Annotated in this window: 19 protein-coding genes, 1 pseudogene and 1 riboswitch; of the genes and pseudogenes, 10 read left to right on the top strand and 10 right to left on the bottom strand. The window is 71.8% G+C overall.

What is annotated here, in order from left to right:
• Both OIB37_RS06025 and bioB read right to left on the bottom strand, forming a co-directional pair.
• Positions 1-1,290 carry an adenosylmethionine--8-amino-7-oxononanoate transaminase gene (locus OIB37_RS06025; RefSeq protein ID WP_330456482.1) on the bottom strand — a complete coding sequence of 430 codons (1,290 nt, stop codon included), beginning with the start codon at positions 1,288-1,290 and terminating at the stop codon, positions 1-3.
• On the bottom strand, positions 1,283-2,524 hold the full coding sequence (bioB, locus tag OIB37_RS06020; RefSeq protein WP_330456481.1) for a biotin synthase BioB: 1,242 nt from the start codon (positions 2,522-2,524) through the stop codon (positions 1,283-1,285). Before bioB ends, OIB37_RS06025 begins: the two co-directional genes overlap by 8 nt.
• A 148-nt stretch (positions 2,525-2,672) precedes the next feature.
• On the opposite strand from bioB, the gene OIB37_RS06015 reads away from it, so the two are divergent.
• Positions 2,673-3,800, top strand: coding sequence for an 8-amino-7-oxononanoate synthase (locus OIB37_RS06015; protein WP_330456480.1), 1,128 nt, complete (start codon positions 2,673-2,675; stop codon positions 3,798-3,800).
• 141 nt (positions 3,801-3,941) lie between these two features.
• Here OIB37_RS06015 and OIB37_RS06010 read toward each other — a convergent pair whose 3' ends face one another.
• Positions 3,942-4,166, bottom strand: a complete 225-nt coding sequence (locus OIB37_RS06010; protein ID WP_330456479.1) for a DUF397 domain-containing protein — start codon at positions 4,164-4,166, stop codon at positions 3,942-3,944.
• Between the two features lie 9 nt (positions 4,167-4,175).
• Positions 4,176-5,036 (bottom strand): helix-turn-helix domain-containing protein, encoded by an 861-nt coding sequence (locus OIB37_RS06005; RefSeq protein WP_330456478.1) that lies wholly within the window; start codon positions 5,034-5,036, stop codon positions 4,176-4,178.
• A gap of 215 nt (positions 5,037-5,251) precedes the next feature.
• On the opposite strand from OIB37_RS06005, the gene OIB37_RS06000 reads away from it, so the two are divergent.
• A complete protein-coding gene (locus OIB37_RS06000) occupies positions 5,252-5,710 on the top strand; it encodes an ATP-binding protein (RefSeq protein ID WP_330456477.1) in 459 nt (152 codons plus the stop codon).
• A 228-nt stretch (positions 5,711-5,938) separates the two neighbouring features.
• Here the strand turns inward: OIB37_RS06000 and OIB37_RS05995 are convergent, their stop codons facing one another.
• The 3 genes and pseudogenes from OIB37_RS05995 to OIB37_RS05985 all read right to left on the bottom strand — a co-directional run bounded on the left by OIB37_RS05995 (position 5,939) and on the right by OIB37_RS05985 (position 8,138).
• A complete protein-coding gene (locus tag OIB37_RS05995) occupies positions 5,939-6,412 on the bottom strand; it encodes a C40 family peptidase (RefSeq protein WP_330456476.1) in 474 nt (157 codons plus the stop codon).
• Between the two features lie 3 nt (positions 6,413-6,415).
• Positions 6,416-6,546: riboswitch (cyclic di-AMP (ydaO/yuaA leader) on the bottom strand.
• A 449-nt stretch (positions 6,547-6,995) separates the two neighbouring features.
• A pseudogene (locus OIB37_RS05990) lies at positions 6,996-7,214 on the bottom strand (hypothetical protein); the annotation flags it as partial.
• A 246-nt stretch (positions 7,215-7,460) separates the two neighbouring features.
• Complete coding sequence (locus tag OIB37_RS05985; RefSeq protein WP_330456475.1) at positions 7,461-8,138, bottom strand: ATP-dependent Clp protease proteolytic subunit; 678 nt, start codon at positions 8,136-8,138, stop codon at positions 7,461-7,463.
• An 86-nt stretch (positions 8,139-8,224) separates the two neighbouring features.
• On the opposite strand from OIB37_RS05985, the gene OIB37_RS05980 reads away from it, so the two are divergent.
• The 8 genes from OIB37_RS05980 to OIB37_RS05945 all read left to right on the top strand — a co-directional run bounded on the left by OIB37_RS05980 (position 8,225) and on the right by OIB37_RS05945 (position 15,198).
• Positions 8,225-8,482: a type II toxin-antitoxin system Phd/YefM family antitoxin gene (locus OIB37_RS05980; protein ID WP_330456474.1), complete on the top strand. Its 258-nt coding sequence runs from the start codon at positions 8,225-8,227 to the stop codon at positions 8,480-8,482.
• A 299-nt stretch (positions 8,483-8,781) separates the two neighbouring features.
• Positions 8,782-9,084, top strand: coding sequence for an urease subunit gamma (locus OIB37_RS05975; RefSeq protein WP_330456473.1), 303 nt, complete (start codon positions 8,782-8,784; stop codon positions 9,082-9,084).
• Between the two features lie 10 nt (positions 9,085-9,094).
• A complete protein-coding gene (locus OIB37_RS05970; protein WP_330456472.1) occupies positions 9,095-9,406 on the top strand; it encodes an urease subunit beta in 312 nt (103 codons plus the stop codon).
• The gene (locus tag OIB37_RS05965; RefSeq protein ID WP_330456471.1) at positions 9,399-11,120 is read left to right on the top strand and encodes an urease subunit alpha; all 1,722 of its coding nucleotides are present in this window, start codon (positions 9,399-9,401) and stop codon (positions 11,118-11,120) included. Before OIB37_RS05970 ends, OIB37_RS05965 begins: the two co-directional genes overlap by 8 nt.
• Positions 11,120-11,794, top strand: coding sequence for an urease accessory protein UreF (locus OIB37_RS05960; RefSeq protein WP_330456470.1), 675 nt, complete (start codon positions 11,120-11,122; stop codon positions 11,792-11,794). The genes OIB37_RS05965 and OIB37_RS05960 overlap by 1 nt, the downstream gene beginning before the upstream one ends.
• Positions 11,795-11,991: 197 nt before the next feature.
• On the top strand, positions 11,992-12,678 hold the full coding sequence (ureG, locus tag OIB37_RS05955; protein ID WP_330456469.1) for an urease accessory protein UreG: 687 nt from the start codon (positions 11,992-11,994) through the stop codon (positions 12,676-12,678).
• A complete protein-coding gene (locus OIB37_RS05950; RefSeq protein ID WP_443058255.1) occupies positions 12,675-13,451 on the top strand; it encodes an urease accessory protein UreD in 777 nt (258 codons plus the stop codon). The genes ureG and OIB37_RS05950 overlap by 4 nt, the downstream gene beginning before the upstream one ends.
• A 151-nt stretch (positions 13,452-13,602) precedes the next feature.
• Positions 13,603-15,198, top strand: a complete 1,596-nt coding sequence (locus tag OIB37_RS05945) for an alpha/beta hydrolase (RefSeq protein ID WP_330456467.1) — start codon at positions 13,603-13,605, stop codon at positions 15,196-15,198.
• A 74-nt stretch (positions 15,199-15,272) separates the two neighbouring features.
• Here the strand turns inward: OIB37_RS05945 and OIB37_RS05940 are convergent, their stop codons facing one another.
• From OIB37_RS05940 to OIB37_RS05930, 3 genes are all read right to left on the bottom strand, one after another.
• On the bottom strand, positions 15,273-16,289 hold the full coding sequence (locus OIB37_RS05940; RefSeq protein ID WP_330461774.1) for an NAD-dependent epimerase/dehydratase family protein: 1,017 nt from the start codon (positions 16,287-16,289) through the stop codon (positions 15,273-15,275).
• 70 nt (positions 16,290-16,359) lie between these two features.
• On the bottom strand, positions 16,360-17,085 hold the full coding sequence (locus OIB37_RS05935; RefSeq protein WP_330456466.1) for a lysophospholipid acyltransferase family protein: 726 nt from the start codon (positions 17,083-17,085) through the stop codon (positions 16,360-16,362).
• Between the two features lie 561 nt (positions 17,086-17,646).
• Positions 17,647-18,516 carry a slipin family protein gene (locus OIB37_RS05930; protein WP_330456465.1) on the bottom strand — a complete coding sequence of 290 codons (870 nt, stop codon included), beginning with the start codon at positions 18,514-18,516 and terminating at the stop codon, positions 17,647-17,649.
• Between the last annotated feature and the right edge of the window lie 37 nt (positions 18,517-18,553).

The raw sequence follows: 18,553 nt of genomic DNA, 5'->3' as shown, positions 1-18,553 counted from the left end.
TCATCCCTCCCGCGCCGCGGCGCACACCGCGCGCGCGATCCGTGCCACGTCCGCGTCGTCCGTGACGTACGGCGGCATCGTGTAGACCAGATCGCGGAACGGGCGCAGCCACACGCCCTCCCGCACCGCGGCCCGGGTGGCCGCGGTCATGTCCACCTCGTGGTCGAGCTGGACGACCCCGATGGCGCCCAGGACCCGTACGTCCCGCACACCGGGAAGTCCGGCGGCCGGGGCGAGGCCCTCCCGCAGGCCCGCCTCGATCCGTCCGACCTCCGCGCGCCAGTCCTGCCCGAGCAGCAGCTCGACGGAGGCGCAGGCCACGGCCGCGGCCAGGGGGTTGCCCATGAACGTCGGACCGTGGGCAAGGACCGGCACCTTGCCGCGCGAGATCCCGTCGGCCACCCGCGAGGTGCACAGCGTCGCCGCCATCGTCAGATAGCCGCCGGTCAGCGCCTTGCCCACGCACATGACATCCGGGCTCACGCCCGCGTGCCCGGCCGCGAACAGTTCGCCCGTGCGCCCGAATCCGGTCGCGATCTCGTCGAACACCAGCAGCACGTCGTGCGCGTCGCACGCCTCGCGCAGCGCCCGCAGATAGGCGGGGGAGTGGAAGCGCATCCCGCCCGCGCCCTGCACCACCGGCTCGACGATGACCGCGGCCAGTTCGTCCGCGTGCCGTTCGACCGTCGACCGCAGGTGCTCCGCGTACGACTCCTCGTACTCCGCGGGCGGCGCGTCCGCGAACACCTGGAGCGGGAGCACCCCGGTCCACAGCTCGTGCATTCCGCCCTCGGGGTCGCACACCGACATCGGCTGCCAGGTGTCGCCGTGGTAGCCGCCGCGCCAGGTCAGCAGGCGCTGCTTGCCGGGCCGGCCGAGCGAACGCCAGTACTGCAGGCACATCTTCACCGCGACCTCGACCGACACCGACCCCGAGTCGGCGAGGAACACATGGTCCAGGCCGTCAGGTGACATGTCGACAAGGAGCTTCGCCAGCCGCACGGCGGGCTCGTGCGTGAGCCCGCCGAACATCACATGGCTCATCCGCCCCAGCTGCGCGTGCGCCGCCTCGTTGAGGACGGGGTGGTTGTAGCCGTGGATCGCCGACCACCAGGACGACATGCCGTCGACCAGTTCGCCCGAGCCGTCCGCGAGCTTCAGCCGGACCCCGCTCGCCGACTCCACGACGAGCGGTTCCACGCGTCCGGGCATCGGGCCGTACGGGTGCCACACGTGCCGGCGGTCCAGTTCCAGCAGTTCGGGGACGCTCAGGCCGGGCAGGTCAGGCATTGGGCGCGAGATCCGTTCCGGCACCCCGGCGGCGGACGGCGACGAGGTCGGTGCGCGCCTCGGCGGCGGCCGGCGCGGGCGTCGTACCGCACACCCCGCCGCCCGCGTGGGAACCGCAGCCGGCCTCGGCATGTCCGCCGCAGCCCGCGTCCCCGTGCCCGCCGCACCCGGCCTCCGCCTGATCGCCGCACCCGGTCTCCGCCCGCGTACCGCACCCGGTCTCGCCGGCCGCCCGGTGCCCGGGCAGCGTCACCTGGTCGGCGCCCTCCACCTCGAACCCGGCGTCGGCGATCATCTCCAGGTCGGCCTTGCCGGCCTGGCCCTCGCTGGTCAGGTAGTCGCCGAGGAAGATGGAGTTGGCCAGGTTGAGCGCGAGGGGCTGCATCGTGCGCAGGTGGACCTCGCGGCCGCCCGCGATGCGCACCTCCACGTCCGGGCAGACGAAGCGGACCATCGCGAGGATGCGCAGACAGCGCTGCGGGGTGAGGTTCCACTCCTTGGCCAGCGGGGTGCCCTCGAAGGGGATCAGGAAGTTCACCGGAACGGAGTCGGGGTCCAGCTCGCGCAGCGAGAAGACCACGTCGACGAGGTCCTCGTCGCTCTCACCCATGCCCGCGATGAGACCCGAGCAGGCGGACAGGCCGGCCTCGTGCGCCTTGCGCACCGTGTCCACCCGATCGGCGTACGTGTGGGTGGTGGTGATGTCCCCGTAGGTCGCCTCGGAGGTGTTGAGGTTGTGGTTGTAGGCGTCGGCGCCCGCCTCGCGCAGCCGCTCGGCCTGGCCGTCGGAGAGCAGCCCCAGACAGGCGCACACCTCGACGGCCTCGTTCTGGTCCTTGATGGCCTTGATGGTCTCGGAGACCCGGTCGACGTCCCGGTCCGTCGGGCCGCGCCCGGACGCCACCAGACACACCCGCTTGGCGCCTCCCGCCAGGCCGGCGGCGGCGGCCTCGGAGGCCTCGTCGGGCTTGAGCCAGGTGTACTTCAGGATCCCGGCCGTGGAGCCGAGCCGCTGGGAGCAGTAGGAGCAGTCCTCCGGGCACAGGCCCGACTTGAGGTTGACCAGGTAGTTGAGTTTCACGCGCCGCCCGAACCACTGCCGGCGCACCTTGCCGGCCGCGGCCACCACGTCGAGCAGGTCGTCGTCGGAAGTGGCGAGTACGGCGAGCGCTTCCTCGCGGGTCGGCAGCTCGCGCCGAAGCCCCTTGTCCACCAGCGTGTTCAGCAGGTCCATGAGGCCCGATCCTGTCCTACGGGACCGCTCCCGGCCAAGGAGACATCGGACAACAGAGGCGGTTCACCGTGTGGGTATTGCCACATCATGGGTGCCCGGCCGGCCCGCTATGGTCTGTCCGCAACCTACAAATTCCTCCGGAGGAGCCATGGCGTTCGGCTGGATCGACGAGCAGGCCGAGGCGCGGCGCCGCGCCGGACTCCTGCGGACCCTGCGCCCACGCCCGGCCGACTCCCCGCTGCTGGATCTGGCGAGCAACGACTACCTGGGCCTCGCCCGGCATCCCGAGGTCGCCGAGGGGGCGGCCGGGGCCGCCCGCACCTGGGGCGGCGGCGCCACCGGCTCCCGCCTGGTCACCGGCAGCACCGAGCTGCACGCCGAGCTGGAGCGCGAGCTGGCGGACTTCTGCGGCTTCGAGGCGGCACTGGTCCTCTCCTCCGGGTACGCCGCCAACCTGGCCGCGGTCACCGCACTCGGCCCGCACGGCTCCCTGATCGTGTCCGACGCGGGCAACCACGCCTCGCTCATCGACGGCTGCCGGCTCGCCCGGGGCACCACACAAGTCGTCGGGCACGCCGATCCGCACGCCGTGGACAAGGCGCTGGGCACCCACGGGGGAGCGGCGATCGTCGTCTCCGACACGGTGTTCTCCGTCGACGGCGACGCGGCCCCGCTGGGCGCGCTGGCCGAGGCGTGCCGGGAGCACGGCGCCGGTCTGGTCGTCGACGACGCCCACGGGCTCGGCGTGCTGGGCGACGGCGGCCGGGGCGCGCCGCACGCGGCCGGGCTTGCGGGCGCGCAGGACGTGGTCGTCACGGCCACCCTGTCCAAGTCCCTGGGCAGCCAGGGCGGGGTGGTGCTCGGACCGGCGCGGGTGATCGGCCATCTGGTCAACGCGGCCCGTACGTTCATCTTCGACACCGGACTGGCTCCCGCGGCGGCCGGCGCGGCACTGGCGGCGCTGCGGCTGCTGCGGCGCGAACCCGGGCGGGCGGTGCGCGCCCGCGCGGTCGCCGCCGAACTGCACGCACGTCTGACCGCCGCGGGCCTGGAGGCGGTACGGCCGGACGCGGCGGTGGTCTCCGTGCGGGCCCCCTCCCCGGAGCAGGCCGTGCGCTGGGCCGCCGACTGCCGTACGGCGGGCCTGGCCGTGGGCTGCTTCCGCCCTCCTTCCGTGCCCGACGGCGTCTCACGGCTGAGGCTGACCGCCCGTGCGGACCTCTCCGGGGCCGAGATCGAACGCGCTGTACGGGTGATCGGCGAGACACGACCATGAGTCGGCGGAACACGGCCGGGCATCGCGCGAAAGTGATCGAATCTGATCGGTTGAGGTTGATCCTCTAGCGGTCGAGGTCGCCTGACCGGCGGTCGATATGCGGGAGAACCCTCGATCCACCGGGGCCGGCGATGGTTCCGCTTACCGGAGCCCGGCGACGAAACCCGCCCAGCTCCCGGGGGAGAGGAGCAGCGCGGGTCCGGCCGTGTTCTTGGAGTCGCGCACGGCGAGCCCCCCGGCCCAGGGGCCGGAGCGCGGCCGGGCCGTCTCCACGCAGTTGTTCGCTCCCGTGCTGTAGCTGCTACGCAGCCAGCGCACGTCGTGCAGATCGGTACTGACAGGGACGTTCCGAGGCAGTGCAGTCATCGTGCCTCCTTACGCGCCGTCACCTATTCCGGCGATGTAATCCAGCGAATCCTCGGGCGAGAGAGCGCGGATCCTGAGGGTGTCGAAGGCCTCCGCATAGGCCTGGAGGTCTTCTTTCCGTTCCAGGTAGAGGCTACTCGTCAACTGGTCGAGAACAACCACGTCTAGATCAGAAGTGCTCGGAAATGAGAAAATAACGAAAGGCCCGGTGAGGCCGACATGTGCCCCCGCACCGAACGGCAGTACCTGCAGACGTACTTGCGGCAGACGCGCGGCCTCCAGCAGTCGTTCCAGCTGGCGCTCCATCACCTCCGGGCCGCCGACCTCACGCCGCAGCACCGCCTCGTCCAGTACGGCGTCCAGCCTCAGCGGCGGGTCGGCGCGCAGCACGTCCTGCCTGGCCAGGCGCACCTCCACCAGCGCGTCCAGGCGCTCCCCGGGCACGCCCTCCACCGCCGCCCGGGTCACCGCCCGGGCGTACTCCGGGGTCTGCAACAGGCCCGGGACCACCGACGTCTCCAGGGTGCGCATCCCGCTCGCCTGCGACTCCAGGCTGATGAAGTCCCGGTACGTCGGCGGCAGTACCCCGCGGTACGCGTGCCACCAGCGGTGCCGGCCGCCCGCGTCCTCCGCGCCCGCCAGCATCAGCAACAGCTCGCACAGCTGCCCGTCCCGCACCTCGTAGGCGTCCAGGAGTAACCGCACGTCCGCCGGTTTCACGCCACTGGAACCGGTCTCGATGCGGCTGACCTTCGACTGGTGCCAGCCCACCAGACGGGCCGCGTCACCGCTGGTGAGTCCCGCCCCGGCGCGCAGCGCGCGCAGTTCGGCTCCGAGTTTGCGGCGTCGTACCGCGGGGCCGTTCTGCATGGGCTCCTCCTTCATACTCCCTGAAGGCCGCCCAAATGCGGTCTCCGGTCGCAGAGTTCACCGCTTCGAGCGACAGATATATGCACATCCTGGTGGATCGGTCCCCTGACCGGCGCCGATGATGGCAGTCTGACGAGGAACCACCAGTGCGGGACCGTACTCGAACCTTCCGCTCCTCGCCGGACCGCGGTTCCGTGGAAAGGGACGACGTCGCCATGGCAGATCACCTGGAAGCATCCGTCACTCTGCCGAGCGATCCCGCCTCGGTCTCCGCGGCCCGTTCCTACGTCATGGGCATCCTCGCGGAGTGGGGTCTGCCGTCGGGCAGCGAAACGGCCGACACGGTGCGGCTCATCGTCTCGGAACTCGCCACCAACGCCGTACAGCACACCTTCGGCCAGTCACCCACCTTCACCGTCGACATCGCCCTCGACCGCGACGAACGCCTGCGCGTCGGTGTGACGGACAGCCATCCACGCCTCCCGAAGAGACTGCCCGCCGCGGTTCAGCAGGACAACGGGCGCGGCATGGTCATCATCCGCTGCCTCACCGCCGAATGCGGTGGCAGGCTGCGCATCCGCCCCACCCGGGAGGGCGGCAAGACGGTCTCCATCGAACTGCCCTGGACCGTCCCGGCAGAGCCGCTCACGGCCGCGGGGCAGCAGGAGCCGTAACCCGACGGGAGCCGTGCCCCGGCCCGACAGGAGCCGTAGCCCGGCGGGAGCGGGAGCGGGAGCGGGAGCGGGGCAGGCGGGTGCGCTGAGGGTCTCGGGCGCGTGGGCGGGTGCGTGGGCGGGCGCGTCGGCCCCGGGCCGCCCGCGGCAGGCGGGCGGGCACCGGGGCGGCGCTGACGGCGCTCGGAGCGGCTCGGTGGCGGGAGCCGCTCCGGTCCTGAGCCGAGGTCAGCTGACCCGGCCGTACCAGACGCTCTTGGTCCAGATCTTCTCCAGGCGAACCACCGTCCCGGTCTTGGGGGCGTGCCAGATCCTGCCCTTACCGGCGTAGATGCCGACGTGGTAGACGCTGGAGCCCGAGTGGAAGAAGACCAGGTCCCCCGCCTTGCGGCGGCCGGCGGAGACGTGGTGGGTCTTGTTGTACTGCTGGGCTGCCGTGCGTGGCAGGCTCTTGCCCACCCTCTTGAACGAGTACAGCGTCAGCCCCGAGCAGTCGAACCTGCGTGGACCGGTGGCCCCGTAACGGTACGGGGAGCCCTTCTTGGAGGCCGCGACCTGGAGTGCTTTCGTCGCCATGGTCGCGGCCGAGGCGTCGGCGGAGAGGCCGGGCACCGCGATCGAGCCGCCCACGGCGGCGAGAGTGAGGGCCGAGGCCGTACCGGCCCTGGCCATCAGCGACGGGACACGATTGAGCGCAGTCATGCGCAACCCTTCGTCAGCCGCCTGTGAAGGATGACCTGTCGGATTCGGGCTGGCGAAGTTGCCCGGCCGCGTTCTCGCGGCTTCACCCCAAGGGCTGCTCGGTACGCCCGCCCGCCTCACGGCGAACGTTCGTCCCGGCGACCCGTCTTGCTCGGGTCCTCCACTCCTGCCGATCCACTCCTGTCGACCGGTCATCCGGGCGGCGGCAGGACTCGGCGTCCGCCCGGACCGCCCCGCCGTTGTGGCGGGGGCTTGTCGTCAGACAGGGATCTTCACTCACGGCGGTGCGAAAATCCCAATGGAATCGGGGATTTGTGGTGTTGCTCACCACTCGCCCGTTCGGGTGGACAGTGGTGCTTTCGAGGCGTCATCAGATCGCTTGCGTAGCCCCCGACCTGCGGTGGAGCGGCCCCGCGCGGGCCCTGATCCCCCTCGGTGCGCAAGTCGGAAGGCCCGGAAAACGTTCTGGAGATACACCGGTCGGCGGTCCGTCGTTCGGGCCGTTTCGGACCCGGTCGGGCCGGCCCCTCGACACGAGGGGCCCCTCGGACCGGACCGCGTGTCCGGGTCGGCGGACGCAGTCGGGCGGGAGCACGACGCGCGCGGTACGGCGCTCGCCGTCCAGGATCCGCAACGCCCGTGCCGGCGTGTCCCCGTGCAGCTCCGTCTCGCCCCGCCGATGCATCAACGCGAGCGCGTCACGCAGTTCTGTCGCCTTGCGCACGAGGGCCTGCGCCGCGCGCAGCCCCCGATAGGTGTCGCCCTCGCGCGCCGGGTTGATCCGGCCCAGCAGGTCGGCCACCTAGGGGGTGTCGTTTGGATCAGCTCGGGTCCGCGACGCCCGGCACGGCACCTCGCCGCGTTGTCGGATCAGCCGAGTACGTCCGGTACGCGGCAGATCCTCCGCCTTGCGAGGCACCGCACCGGACGCCGCGCCCTGATCCGACCTGATCCAAACGACACCCCCTGGAGGTAACGGTCGATCACCTCGCCCTCGGCGCGGGTCAGCGCGGGCAGCGGCGGGAGTTCCTCCGGCGGCATCGCCGCCTCACCTCCCGTCCAGAGCGTCCGAAGTGCCGGGCGCACCGGATGTACCGGACGCACCGGACGCGGGTGCGATCCCGCGGGTCGTGACGATTCCGTCCACCAGCCCGAACTCCCGTGCGTCGGCCGCCTCCAGCACCAGCTCGCGCTCCAGGTCCCGGTGGACCTGTTCGGCGTCGCGCCCGGTGTGCCTGACCAGCATCTCCTCCATCACCGCGCGCGTCCGGACCAACTCCGCCGCCTGGATGGCGAGATCGCTGGGCTGTCCGTACGCGGGCTCGGGCAGCGAGGGCTGTTCGAGCACCACACGGGCGCCGGGCAGCATGAACCGCTTGCCCGGTGTCCCGGCCGCGAGCAGCACCGCCGCGCCCGCGACGGCCTTGCCGAGGCAGTAGGTCTGCACGTCGCAGGTGACGTACCGCATCGTGTCGTACACCGCCGTCATCGCCTGGAACGAGCCGCCCGGGCAGTTGACGTACAGCGTGATGTCCCGGTCCGGGGCCGCGTGCTCGAGCTGCATGAACTGCGCGATCACGTCCGTGGCCGCGGTGTTGTCGAGCGGTGTCCCGAGGAAGACGACCCGGCTCTCGAACAGCTTCGAGTAGGGATCGAGTGTGCGCAGGCCCGTGCTCGCGCGCTCGCTGAACTCGGGCAGTACGTGACGGGCGGACAGACGGCTCATGGGCGTACCCCTCCTCGCGACAGGGTCGTTGACGACCTCGCTTCTGCGGAAAATGTACAGGACGTACGTTCTCTTGGGGGTGTGAGGTGACGCGTCGTCAAGGACTGGCCGACCTGATCAACCGCGTGGTGTACGGCGGTGAGCGCGTCGTGGTCACACGGCGCGGCAAGCCCCTCGTCGCGCTGGTCTCGGCCGCCGATCCGGAGCGGCTGGACGCGCTCGACGAGCCGGCCGGGGAGCAGGTCATCAGCAGCGTGTCCGACGTCCGGGAGATCGACTCCGCGGCGCGTGAGCGGCGGCGTTTCGGGATCGCCGCCGAACACCGGGGGACCGGTGTCTCGTAACCGGCGCGGCGCGCCTCGGTGCGGCGGGGCTCTCGGCCGGCCGGTGACCCGCGCCCGTGACCGGCAGGCTGCGCCCGTGGCCGGTATCGCGCGGACCATCGGGTGGTCATGGTGCGATCAAGGTCTGGTTAACGTCGCCGAAACTCCGGCGAACTAACCTGCCCCTCCACGCCACCAGGGGTTACTTCCGGCCGAGTTGATCGCGGTCGGGCGTCTTGTCCGTGTGTTACATCTGTCCCGTCGTGGTGGCCGCGGCAACCGGATCCCGCACGGTCCGGAGCGAGGATGTGAGGTGGGACGTGCAACTGACCCCGCATGAGCAGGAGAGGCTGCTGATCCACGTGGCGGCCGACGTGGCCGAGAAGCGCAGGGCCCGCGGGCTCCGGCTCAACCACCCGGAAGCGGTCGCCCTCATCACGTCGCACATCCTGGAGGGCGCGCGGGACGGCCGTACCGTCGCCGAGCTGATGTCCTCCGGCCGCAAGGTCCTCACCCGGGACGACGTGATGGACGGGATCCCCGAGATGATCCACGACGTGCAGGTCGAGGCGACCTTCCCGGACGGCACCAAGCTGGTCACCGTTCACGAGCCGATCCTCTGAGGGGGCCGCGATGATTCCCGGAGAGGTGCTGTTCGCGGACGGCCCGGTCGCCTTCAACGAGGGGCGCGAGGTCACCCGGCTCACCGTGCTCAACTCCGCCGACCGGCCGGTCCAGGTCGGCTCCCACTACCACTTCGCCGAGGCCAACCCCGGCCTGGACTTCGACCGCGCCGCGGCCCGCGGCAAGCGGCTGAACGTCGCTGCCGGCACCGCCGTGCGCTTCGAGCCCGGTATCCCCGTCGACGTCGAACTCGTCCCCCTCGCCGGCGCCCGGATCGTGCCCGGCCTGCGCGGCGAGACCGGAGGTGCCCTCGATGCCTGACATCTCCCGCGCCGCCTACGCCGACCTGTTCGGCCCCACCACCGGCGACCGCATCCGGCTCGCCGACACCGACCTGCTGATCGAGATCGAGGAGGACCGCTCCGGCGGCCCCGGCACCTCGGGCGACGAGGCGGTCTTCGGCGGCGGCAAGGTCATCCGCGAGTCCATGGGCCAGTCACGGGCCACCCGCGCGGACGGCACCCCCGACACCGTGATCACCGGTGCCGTCATCGTCGACCACTGGGGCGTCGTCAAGGCCGATGTCGGCATCCGCGACGGGCGGATCACCGGAATCGGCAAGGCCGGCAACCCGGACACCATGGACGGCGTCCACCCCGACCTGGTCATCGGTCCCGAGACCGAGGTCATCGCGGGCAACGGGCGGATCCTCACCGCCGGCGCCATCGACGCGCACGTCCACTTCATCTGCCCGCAGATCGCCGACGAGGCGCTGGCCTCGGGCGTCACCACACTGGTCGGCGGCGGCACGGGCCCGGCCGAGGGCTCCAAGGCGACCACCGTGACCCCGGGGCCCTGGCACCTGGCCCGCATGCTGGAGGCGATGGAGGCCTACCCGGTCAACGTCGGCTTCCTCGGCAAGGGCAACACCGTCTCGCACGAGGCGATGCTGTCGCAGATCCGCGGCGGCGCCGTCGGTCTGAAGCTGCACGAGGACTGGGGTTCCACCCCGGCCGTCATCGACGCGGCGCTCACCGTGGCCGACCGCACCGGTGTCCAGGTCGCCATCCACACCGACACCCTGAACGAGGCCGGCTTCGTCGGTGACACGCTCGCCGCGATCGCGGGGCGGGGCATCCACTCGTACCACACCGAGGGTGCGGGCGGCGGGCACGCGCCGGACATCATGAGCGTGGTCTCCCAGCCGCACGTGCTGCCCAGTTCGACCAACCCCACGCGGCCGTTCACCGTCAACACCACCGAGGAACACCTCGACATGCTGATGGTGTGCCACCACCTCAATCCGGCGGTCCCCGAGGACCTGGCCTTCGCCGAGTCCCGCATCCGGCCGTCCACCATCGGTGCCGAGGACATCCTCCACGACCTCGGCGCCATCTCGATCATCTCCTCCGACTCCCAGGCGATGGGCCGCGTAGGCGAGGTCGTCCTGCGCACCTGGCAGACGGCCCATGTGATGAAGGGACGCCGGGGCGCGCTCCCGGGCGACGGGCGGGCGGACAACCGGCGGGTGCGGCGGTACGTGGCCAAGTACACGATCAATCCCGCGCTCGCCCAGGGTCTCGCCGCCGAGATCGGCTCCGTCGAGGCCGGCAAGCTCGCCGACCTGGTGCTGTGGGAGCCTGCGTTCTTCGGGGTCAAACCGCTTCTCGTCCTCAAGGGAGGGCAGATCGCGTACGCGCAGATGGGCGATGCCAACGCCTCCATCCCCACCCCGCAGCCGATCCTGCCCCGGCCGATGTACGGCGCGATCGGACGGGCTCCGGCGGCCAACTCCGTCAACTTCGCCGCCCCGCTGGCGATCGAGGACGGCCTGCCCGAACGGCTGGGGCTGGGCAAAAGGTTCGTGGCGATCGAGTCCACGCGGGCGGTCACCAAGGCCGACATGCGCGAGAACGACGCCCGGCCGGACGTGCGGATCGACCCCGACAGCTTCGCGGTGTACATCGACGGCGAGCTGGTCGAGGCGGCGCCTGCCGTCGAACTGCCCATGGCCCAGCGCTACTTCCTCTTCTGATGTCCAGGGCCGCACTGCTCGTCCTGGCCGACGGCCGCTTCCCCGCCGGAGGGCACGCGCACTCCGGCGGGGCGGAAGCCGCCGTCAAGGCGGGACGGATCACCTCGGCCGCGAGCCTGGAGGACTTCTGCCGCGGACGGCTGCACACCGCCGGGCTGGTCGCCGGGGCGCTGGCGGCCGCCGCCGTCCTCGGTGTGGACCCCCGCGAGCTGGACGCGGCGGCCGACGCCCGAACGCCGTCGCCCGCGCTGCGCGGCGCCGCGCGCAGGCTCGGCCGGCAGCTGACGCGGGCCGCGCGGGCGAGTTGGCCGTCCGGCGAACTGGAGGACCTGGCCCGGGAGTTCCCCAAGGGGGCTCATCAGCCGGTGGTCCTCGGGGTGGTGGCCCGGGCCGCCGGGCTGGCGCCCGAGGACGCGGCGTACTGCGCGGCGTACGACAGCGTGAGCGGTCCGGCCACGGCCACCGTGCGACTGCTGAGCCTCGATCCCTTCGAGGCGACCGGAGTTCTGGCCCGGCTGGCCCCGGAGGTGGACCGAGTCGCGGGTGCGGCGGTCGAGGCGGCCCGGCGGGTGGCCGCGGACGGGACCGACGCGGTGCCGGCCGGGTCGGGACCCCTGCTGGAGATCGGGGCGCAGTGGCATGCGGGGTGGGCCGTGCGGTTGTTCGCCTCATAAGGGTCCCGCCGCCCGCGCCCTTCCCCTGCTCCAGGGGCCCGCCCCTGCGACCCGCCGGGGCTCCGCTCCCCGGACCCCCGATCGGCCTGAGCGGCCTCGTCCTCGAACGCCGGACGGACCGACAGCAGCACCCGCCGACAGCAGCACCCGCCGACAACGGCACCCGCCACAGCAGACCTCGCACGAAGGAGCCGTACATGCACCTCGACCACCCCCACCACCCCCAGCACGGTGCCTCCGCCGTGAGCGCCGACGCGCGTCGCCCCGACGGGACCCGGCGGGCCCTGCGCATCGGGCTCGGCGGCCCGGTCGGCTCGGGGAAGACCGCCACGGTCGCCGCGCTCTGCCGGACGCTGCGCGACGAGCTGTCCCTGGCCGTCGTCACCAACGACATCTACACCCGCGAGGACGCCGAATTCCTCCTCCGTGAGGCGGTGTTGCCGCCCGAGCGGATCACGGCCGTGGAGACCGGCGCCTGCCCGCACACCGCGATCCGTGACGACATCTCCGCCAACCTCGAAGCCGTGGAGGACCTGGAGGACGAGGTGGGGCCGCTGGACCTGATCCTCGTCGAGTCCGGTGGCGACAACCTGACCGCCACCTTCTCCAGGGGGCTCGTGGACGCGCAGATCTTCGTGATCGACGTCGCCGGCGGGGACGACATCCCGCGCAAGGGCGGTCCGGGTGTCACCACGGCCGACCTGCTCGTCGTCAACAAGACCGACCTCGCGCCCCACGTCGGCTCCGACCTCGCCCGGATGGGCGCGGACGCGAAGGCGCAACGCGCCGAACTCCCCGTCGTATTCCAGTCGTTGCGCGGAGAGGCCGGGGTCGCCGAGGTGGCCGCCTGGGTCCGGGAGCGGATCGCCGCGTGGGCGGCGTGACGGCGTCCGGCGTCCGTGCGCACGCCCGGATCACGGCCCGCCCCGACGGGCGCGGCGGTACGGCGCTGCCCGTGCTGGACGGCGAGGGCCCGCTCGCGCCGCGCCGCACCCGCGCGAGCGGCGCCGAGGCGCGGGTCATGATGGTCGGCGCGATGAGCGGACCGCACGGCGGTGACCGCTTCTCCGTCGAGGTGCGGGTGGAGGAGGGGGCCCGGCTGCACGTCGGATCGGCCGCCGCCACCCTCGCGCTGCCGGGGCAGGGCAAGGATGAAGCCCGTTACGGCGTACGGCTCGACGTCGCCGACGGGGCCGAACTGCACTGGATGCCGGAGCAGTTGATCTCGGCCCGCGGCAGCGACCTGCACGTCACCACGCGGGCCGAACTCGGCCCCGGCGCACGGCTGGTGCTGCGTGAGGAGCAGGTGCTGGGGCGGGCCGGGGAGGAGCCCGGCCGGCTCACCAGCCGGCTCACCGTGCGGGTCGCGGGGCATGCCGTGCTGGACCAGGAGCTGTCCTGCGGTCCTGGAGCGCCCGGCGGATGGGACGGCCCCGCCGTGCTCGGTGAGTACCGGTCGGTGGGGCAACTGGTGGTTGCGCGACCCGAGTTCGCCGGGAACCCGGTCGCCGCGCGGATGCTGGGGGAACGGGCCGCGCTGATGCCGCTCGCCGGGCCCGCCGTCCTCGTCAGCGCGGTCGCCCCCGACGCGCTCAGCCTGCGGCGGACGTTGGACGAGGCCCTGACCTGGCTGTCCGCGCAGTTGTCCGCGAACTGAACCCGCCGCTTCGGCGACGTCCCGCTCAGCGATACGCGACGATCCGTTTATCGGATTGGTAAAGATGGTGCGATCCCCCTGTTCTCAGCCGGTTCACAGCCGAAAGGATCCCCGCCTGACATGTCGCAGCTATGCACGGGGAGGGGCCCACTTGAGGGACATCAGACCGAAGAGCCGCCTGCTGGCACTCGGTTCCGCCGGAGCGCTCGTCACCGCGACCCTGATCGCCGGCGCGGTGTCGGCGCCCGCGGCCAGCGCCGACAGCCGCCACACGCACAACCGTGAGGCCCGCGGCGCCGAGATCGCCGCAGCCCGCGCCGCCAAGGCCGGCGTGGACTGGAAGGACTGCCCCGCCGACTGGGGTCTGGAGAAGCCCATCCAGTGCGGCTGGGTCTCCGTACCGGTCGACTACGCCAGGCCGCACGGCAAGCAGATCGAGCTGGCCGTCGACCGCATCGGCAACACGGGCACCCCGCGGGAGCGTCAGGGCGCCCTCGTCTACAACCCGGGCGGCCCCGGCGGATCCGGCATGCGCTTCCCGCGCCGGGTCACGACGAACGCCGCCGTCTGGGCCGACGTCGCCAAGGCCTACGACTTCGTCGGCTTCGACCCCCGCGGCGTCGGCCACTCGGCGCCCATCTCCTGTGCCGACCCGCAGGAGTTCGTCAAGGCGCCCAAGGCAGACCCGGTCCCGGACACCGAGGCCGACAAGACCGCCCAGCGCAAGCTCGCCCGCGCGTACGCCAAGGGCTGTGCCGAGCGCAGCGGCGGCATGCTGTCGTACATGACCACGCTCAACACCGCCCGCGACCTCGACGTCATCCGGGCCGCGCTGGGCGAGAAGAAGCTCAACTACCTGGGCGTCTCCTACGGCACCTACCTCGGCGCCGTCTACGGCACCCTCTTCCCGGGCCACCTGCGCCGGATGGTCGTGGACAGCGTGGTCGACCCGTCCCGCGAGAACATCTGGTACGAGGCGAACCTCAACCAGGACATCGCCTTCGAGGGCCGCTGGAAGGACTGGGAGGACTGGGTCGCCGCCAACGACGCCGCCTTCCACCTCGGCACCACCCGCGCCGCCGTCCAGGCCGAGTGGCTCAAGCTGCGTGCCACCGCCAAGAAGAGCCCCATCGGCGGGGTCGTCGGACCGGCCGAGCTGATCGCCTTCTTCCAGAGCGCCCCGTACTACGACTCCTCGTGGGTGCCGGTCGCCTCGGTGTTCGGCAAGTACGTCGCCGGCGACACCCAGGCGCTCGTCGACGCGGCCGCCCCCGACCTGTCCGACACCGCGGGCAACATCGCGTCGGAGAACAGCAACGCCGTCTACACGGCCGTCGAGTGCTCCGACACCAAGTGGCCCACCAGCTGGCGGACCTGGGACCGGGACAACACCCGGCTCAACAAGGACTACCCGTTCATGACCTGGGCCAACGCCTGGATGAACCTGCCCTGTGCCACCTGGTCCGGCAAGCAGGGCACGCCGGTCGAGGTCAGGACCCACAAGGGTCTGCCCGGGGTGCTCATCGTGCAGTCCACGCGGGACGCGGCGACCCCCTACCCGGGCGCCGTCGACCTGCACAAGCGCTTCAAGGGCTCGCGCCTGATCACCGAGAAGGACGCCGGCTCCCATGGCGTGACCAGCCTGGTCAACCCGTGCATCAACGAGCGGGTCGACACCTACCTGCTGACCGGCAGGATGGACACCTCCGACGTGACCTGCGCCCCGCACGCGACTCCCAAGCCGTAAGCAGGCCAGTCACGGCGGCACGACGACGAGGGGCGGCCGGAGTCTCCGGCCGCCCCTCCGTCACACGCCCTCCGTCACACGCCCGCCCGCCAGGCGTCCTCGGCCGCGTAGTCGAACAGGCCGGGATACGCGCGCGCGAGCAGCGGGAAGGCCTCCCGCCAGTCTCCCCGCGACAGCCGGCGACGCAGCCACTCCACCGTCTCCGGCAGGCTCTCCTCGTACGACACCACCGGCCGGTAGCCCAACTCCCGCTCGGCGGCCGCCATGTCGCACACCACCGGCAGCGGGACCGACCAGGGCGTGCGGCCCACCGAGTCGCCGGGCGGCACCCCGTCGACGAGCTCGGTCTCCGTCTTCACGCCCATGACCGCGTCGATCGCCGCCCCGATCTCCGCGGTCGTCGGCGCCTGCGGATCACAGGCGTTGAGCACCCGGGAACCGGGCCGGGCCGCGGCCAGCCGGATCAGTTCGGCGATGTTCCGCGCGCTCGACGGATGGAACCGGCTCTCCCCGCGGTACGCGAGCACCCGGCCGGTCCGTCCGTCCAGGTTGCGCTTCACGAAGTACAGCTCGCGGGGGAGCGGGCTGTGGGGGCCGTGCACCGCGCCCGGACGCAGCACGGTAGTCGGCAACGTGCCGTCGGCGGAGCCGAGTTCGGACTCCAGCGCCGCCTTGCGGGTGCTGTACGACGTTTCGCCCGGGGCCACGGTCGGCTGGCTCTCCGGGACCGGCACCGGGTAGACGGGGAAGCCGTCCGGCCGGTCCTGCGTGTCGAAGCCCCGCCCCTCGCCGTCCTCGTACACCGACACGCTGGAGACGACCACCGCGGAGCCGATCCGGTCCGCGAGTGCCGTCAACTGCCGTGCGTGCGCGGCGTCGTAGGCCACCAGATCGACGACCACGTCACAGCCGTCGCCGACGACGGCCGCGAGCGCGCCGTCGTCGGACCGGTCCAGCCGGACCGTCCGCACGTCCTCTCCCCACGACCCGTCCCGGCCGCCGCCACGCGAGGCGGCCGTCACCTGCCAGCCGTCCCGGGCCAGCGCCGCCACCGCCGGACGGCCGATCTGCCCGCTCGCACCGATCACCAAAGCGTTTCTCATGCGGCGAGCCTAGGCACGCCGCACGCCCGCGGGCAGACGCTTCTGCCGACGGCAGAGGTCAACTGAGCGGCACGCGGGGGAACCTGCGCTCCTTCGTGCCCAGAGTCGCCGCCTGCTCCGCCTTCACGACAGCCGCGTACTGATCGACGTACTCCTGCCCGGACAGCGACAGGATCGCGTACATGATCTCGTCGGTGACCGCCCGCAGGACGGTCTTCTCGTTCTCCATGCCGGCGTAGCGGGAGAAGTCGAGCGGCTCGCCGAAGCGGATGACGACCGGGTGGAAGCTGGGGATCTTCTTGCCGGGCGGCTGTGCCTCGAACGTGCCGATCATCGCGCACGGCACGACGGGCGCGCCGGCCTTCAGCGCCATCACGGCCACCCCGACCTTGCCCTTGTAGAGCCGGCCGTCGTGCGACCGGGTGCCCTCCGGGTAGACCCCCAGCAGCTCGCCCCCGGCCAGGACGCCGAGGCCCTCGCGGATCGCGGCCTGCCCCGCCTCCTTGCCGGACCGGTCCACCGGGATCTGCCCCGCGCTGCGGAAGAAGAACGCGGTCAGACGCCCTTTGACGCCCGGCCCGGTGAAGTACTCCGCCTTGGCGAGGAAGGTGATGCGCCGTTTCAGTATGGTCGGCATCAGGAAGTGGTCGGAGAAGGACAGATGGTTCCCCGCGATGATCGCCGGTCCCGACGCCGGTACGTTCTCCGGACCCTCGATGCGGGGCCGGAAGAACAGCCTCAGCAGCGGCCCCAGCAGCACGTACTTCAGCAGGTGGTAGAACACGGCTCGCCCTTCCCTCTGTCAGGTCCGCTGTTGACCAGGGTCTCCGCAGGTCAAGGCGGTGATTGCGGAATTGTGCCTGTGTGCGTCTGCAGTCATCTGTAACCATGTTCGGCAGGACTCATGCTGCACCTTCGGCGAGTCGGCTGACAGGGCATCAGCAGATCGCCCGCTGTCAAGGACGACGCCCGCAGCGATGAATCGTCGGTGGCCGGCTGCCTGAGCCGACCACGGCCGGTCCGGGCGAGAGCCCGGCCGGCCGGTGGAGACCAGGGCCTGTCGGGAGACGGTCGTGGTCAAGCACTCTTGGAACGCCCGGACACGGCGATCAGGCTGTTGAGTGCGGCGCCCTGGGCGCCTGCGTATGCCTCGTGCCGGGCGGCACTCCGGGCGGGGCCCCGGCCCGCCCCGCCGGCGACTGTTCGGCCCAGCTCGGCGCCTGGGGTAGCGGTACGTCCGCGTCCGAGGGCGGGGCGGCCGTCGTCAGGACGCGACGGCCGTCGTCAGGACGTGACGGCCGGCCGCGTGATGGCGGCGGTCGGCCATCGGCGGGCCGCAGCCGGCTCATGCCGCGCTGCCGGGCATGTCGCCGGCCGGCCGTAGAGGGGTCTCGGCGCGGCGGGTGTCGGCCGGTGGAGGCGCGGCGACCGCGGGAGGTGCGGCGGCCGTGGTCTCCCGTGCGAGGAAGGAGCCGAGTTCACCGATGGTGCTCATGAGCGGGGCGGGGAAGACGACGGTGGTGTTCTTGTCGACTCCGATCTCCACCAGACTCTGCAGGTTGCGCAGCTGGAGGGCCAGCGGGTGGGCCATCATGGTGTCCGAGGCATCGCCGAGCGCGGCGGCGGCCAGCGACTCGCCCTCCGCGCTGATGATCTTGGCTCGCTTCTCCCGCTCGGCCTCGGCCTGACGGGCCATCGCGCGCTTCATGGTCTCGGGCAGCTGGATGTCCTTCAGCTCGACCAGTGTGACCTGCACGCCCCACTCGACGGTGGTGACGTCGAGGATCTGCCGGATGACCAGATTGATCCGATCCGTCTCGGACAGCGTCTCGTCCAGAGTGTGCTGGCCGACCACCTTCCGCAGGGTGGTCTGGGCGATCTGGTTGATCGCCGCCTGGACGTTCTCGACCGCCACGACCGACTTCACGGCATCGACGACCCGGTAGTAGGCGACCGCCGACACGTCGACGCTCACGTTGTCCCGGGTGATGATGCCCTGGGACTGGATCGGCATCGTGACGACCCGCAGCGACACCCGGTGCAGGACGTCGACGACAGGGATGATGAACCGCAGCCCGGGGGCACGGGTTCCGGCGAGCCGGCCGAAGCGGAACAGCACCCCTTGCTCGTACTGCTTGACGACCTTCACGGACAGGGCAAGGGCCAGCAGGACCAGGATGCCGAACACGATGACGAGAATTATCAGGATCTGCATGGGGTGCTCCTCAGGACACGCGCCGCGTGCTTCGAGG

This window comes from Streptomyces sp. NBC_00820 (assembly GCF_036347055.1).
In the GTDB taxonomy this organism is placed as follows: Bacteria; Actinomycetota; Actinomycetes; order Streptomycetales; family Streptomycetaceae; genus Streptomyces.
Note: the sequence above shows the minus strand (reverse complement) of the source record. Positions and strands in the feature narration are given on the sequence as shown.

Excerpts from the sequence above, each read along its gene's own strand:
- OIB37_RS06025 (WP_330456482.1), bottom strand. The coding sequence starts at position 1,290 with ATGCCTGACCTGCCCGGCCTGAGCGTCCCCGAACTGCTGGAACTGGAC.
- bioB (WP_330456481.1), bottom strand. The coding sequence starts at position 2,524 with ATGGACCTGCTGAACACGCTGGTGGACAAGGGGCTTCGGCGCGAGCTG.
- OIB37_RS06015 (WP_330456480.1), top strand. The coding sequence starts at position 2,673 with ATGGCGTTCGGCTGGATCGACGAGCAGGCCGAGGCGCGGCGCCGCGCC.
- OIB37_RS06010 (WP_330456479.1), bottom strand. The coding sequence starts at position 4,166 with ATGACTGCACTGCCTCGGAACGTCCCTGTCAGTACCGATCTGCACGAC.
- OIB37_RS06005 (WP_330456478.1), bottom strand. The coding sequence starts at position 5,036 with ATGCAGAACGGCCCCGCGGTACGACGCCGCAAACTCGGAGCCGAACTG.
- OIB37_RS06000 (WP_330456477.1), top strand. The coding sequence starts at position 5,252 with ATGGCAGATCACCTGGAAGCATCCGTCACTCTGCCGAGCGATCCCGCC.
- OIB37_RS05995 (WP_330456476.1), bottom strand. The coding sequence starts at position 6,412 with ATGACTGCGCTCAATCGTGTCCCGTCGCTGATGGCCAGGGCCGGTACG.
- OIB37_RS05985 (WP_330456475.1), bottom strand. The coding sequence starts at position 8,138 with ATGAGCCGTCTGTCCGCCCGTCACGTACTGCCCGAGTTCAGCGAGCGC.
- OIB37_RS05970 (WP_330456472.1), top strand. The coding sequence starts at position 9,095 with ATGATTCCCGGAGAGGTGCTGTTCGCGGACGGCCCGGTCGCCTTCAAC.
- OIB37_RS05965 (WP_330456471.1), top strand. The coding sequence starts at position 9,399 with ATGCCTGACATCTCCCGCGCCGCCTACGCCGACCTGTTCGGCCCCACC.
- OIB37_RS05960 (WP_330456470.1), top strand. The coding sequence starts at position 11,120 with ATGTCCAGGGCCGCACTGCTCGTCCTGGCCGACGGCCGCTTCCCCGCC.
- ureG (WP_330456469.1), top strand. The coding sequence starts at position 11,992 with ATGCACCTCGACCACCCCCACCACCCCCAGCACGGTGCCTCCGCCGTG.
- OIB37_RS05930 (WP_330456465.1), bottom strand. The coding sequence starts at position 18,516 with ATGCAGATCCTGATAATTCTCGTCATCGTGTTCGGCATCCTGGTCCTG.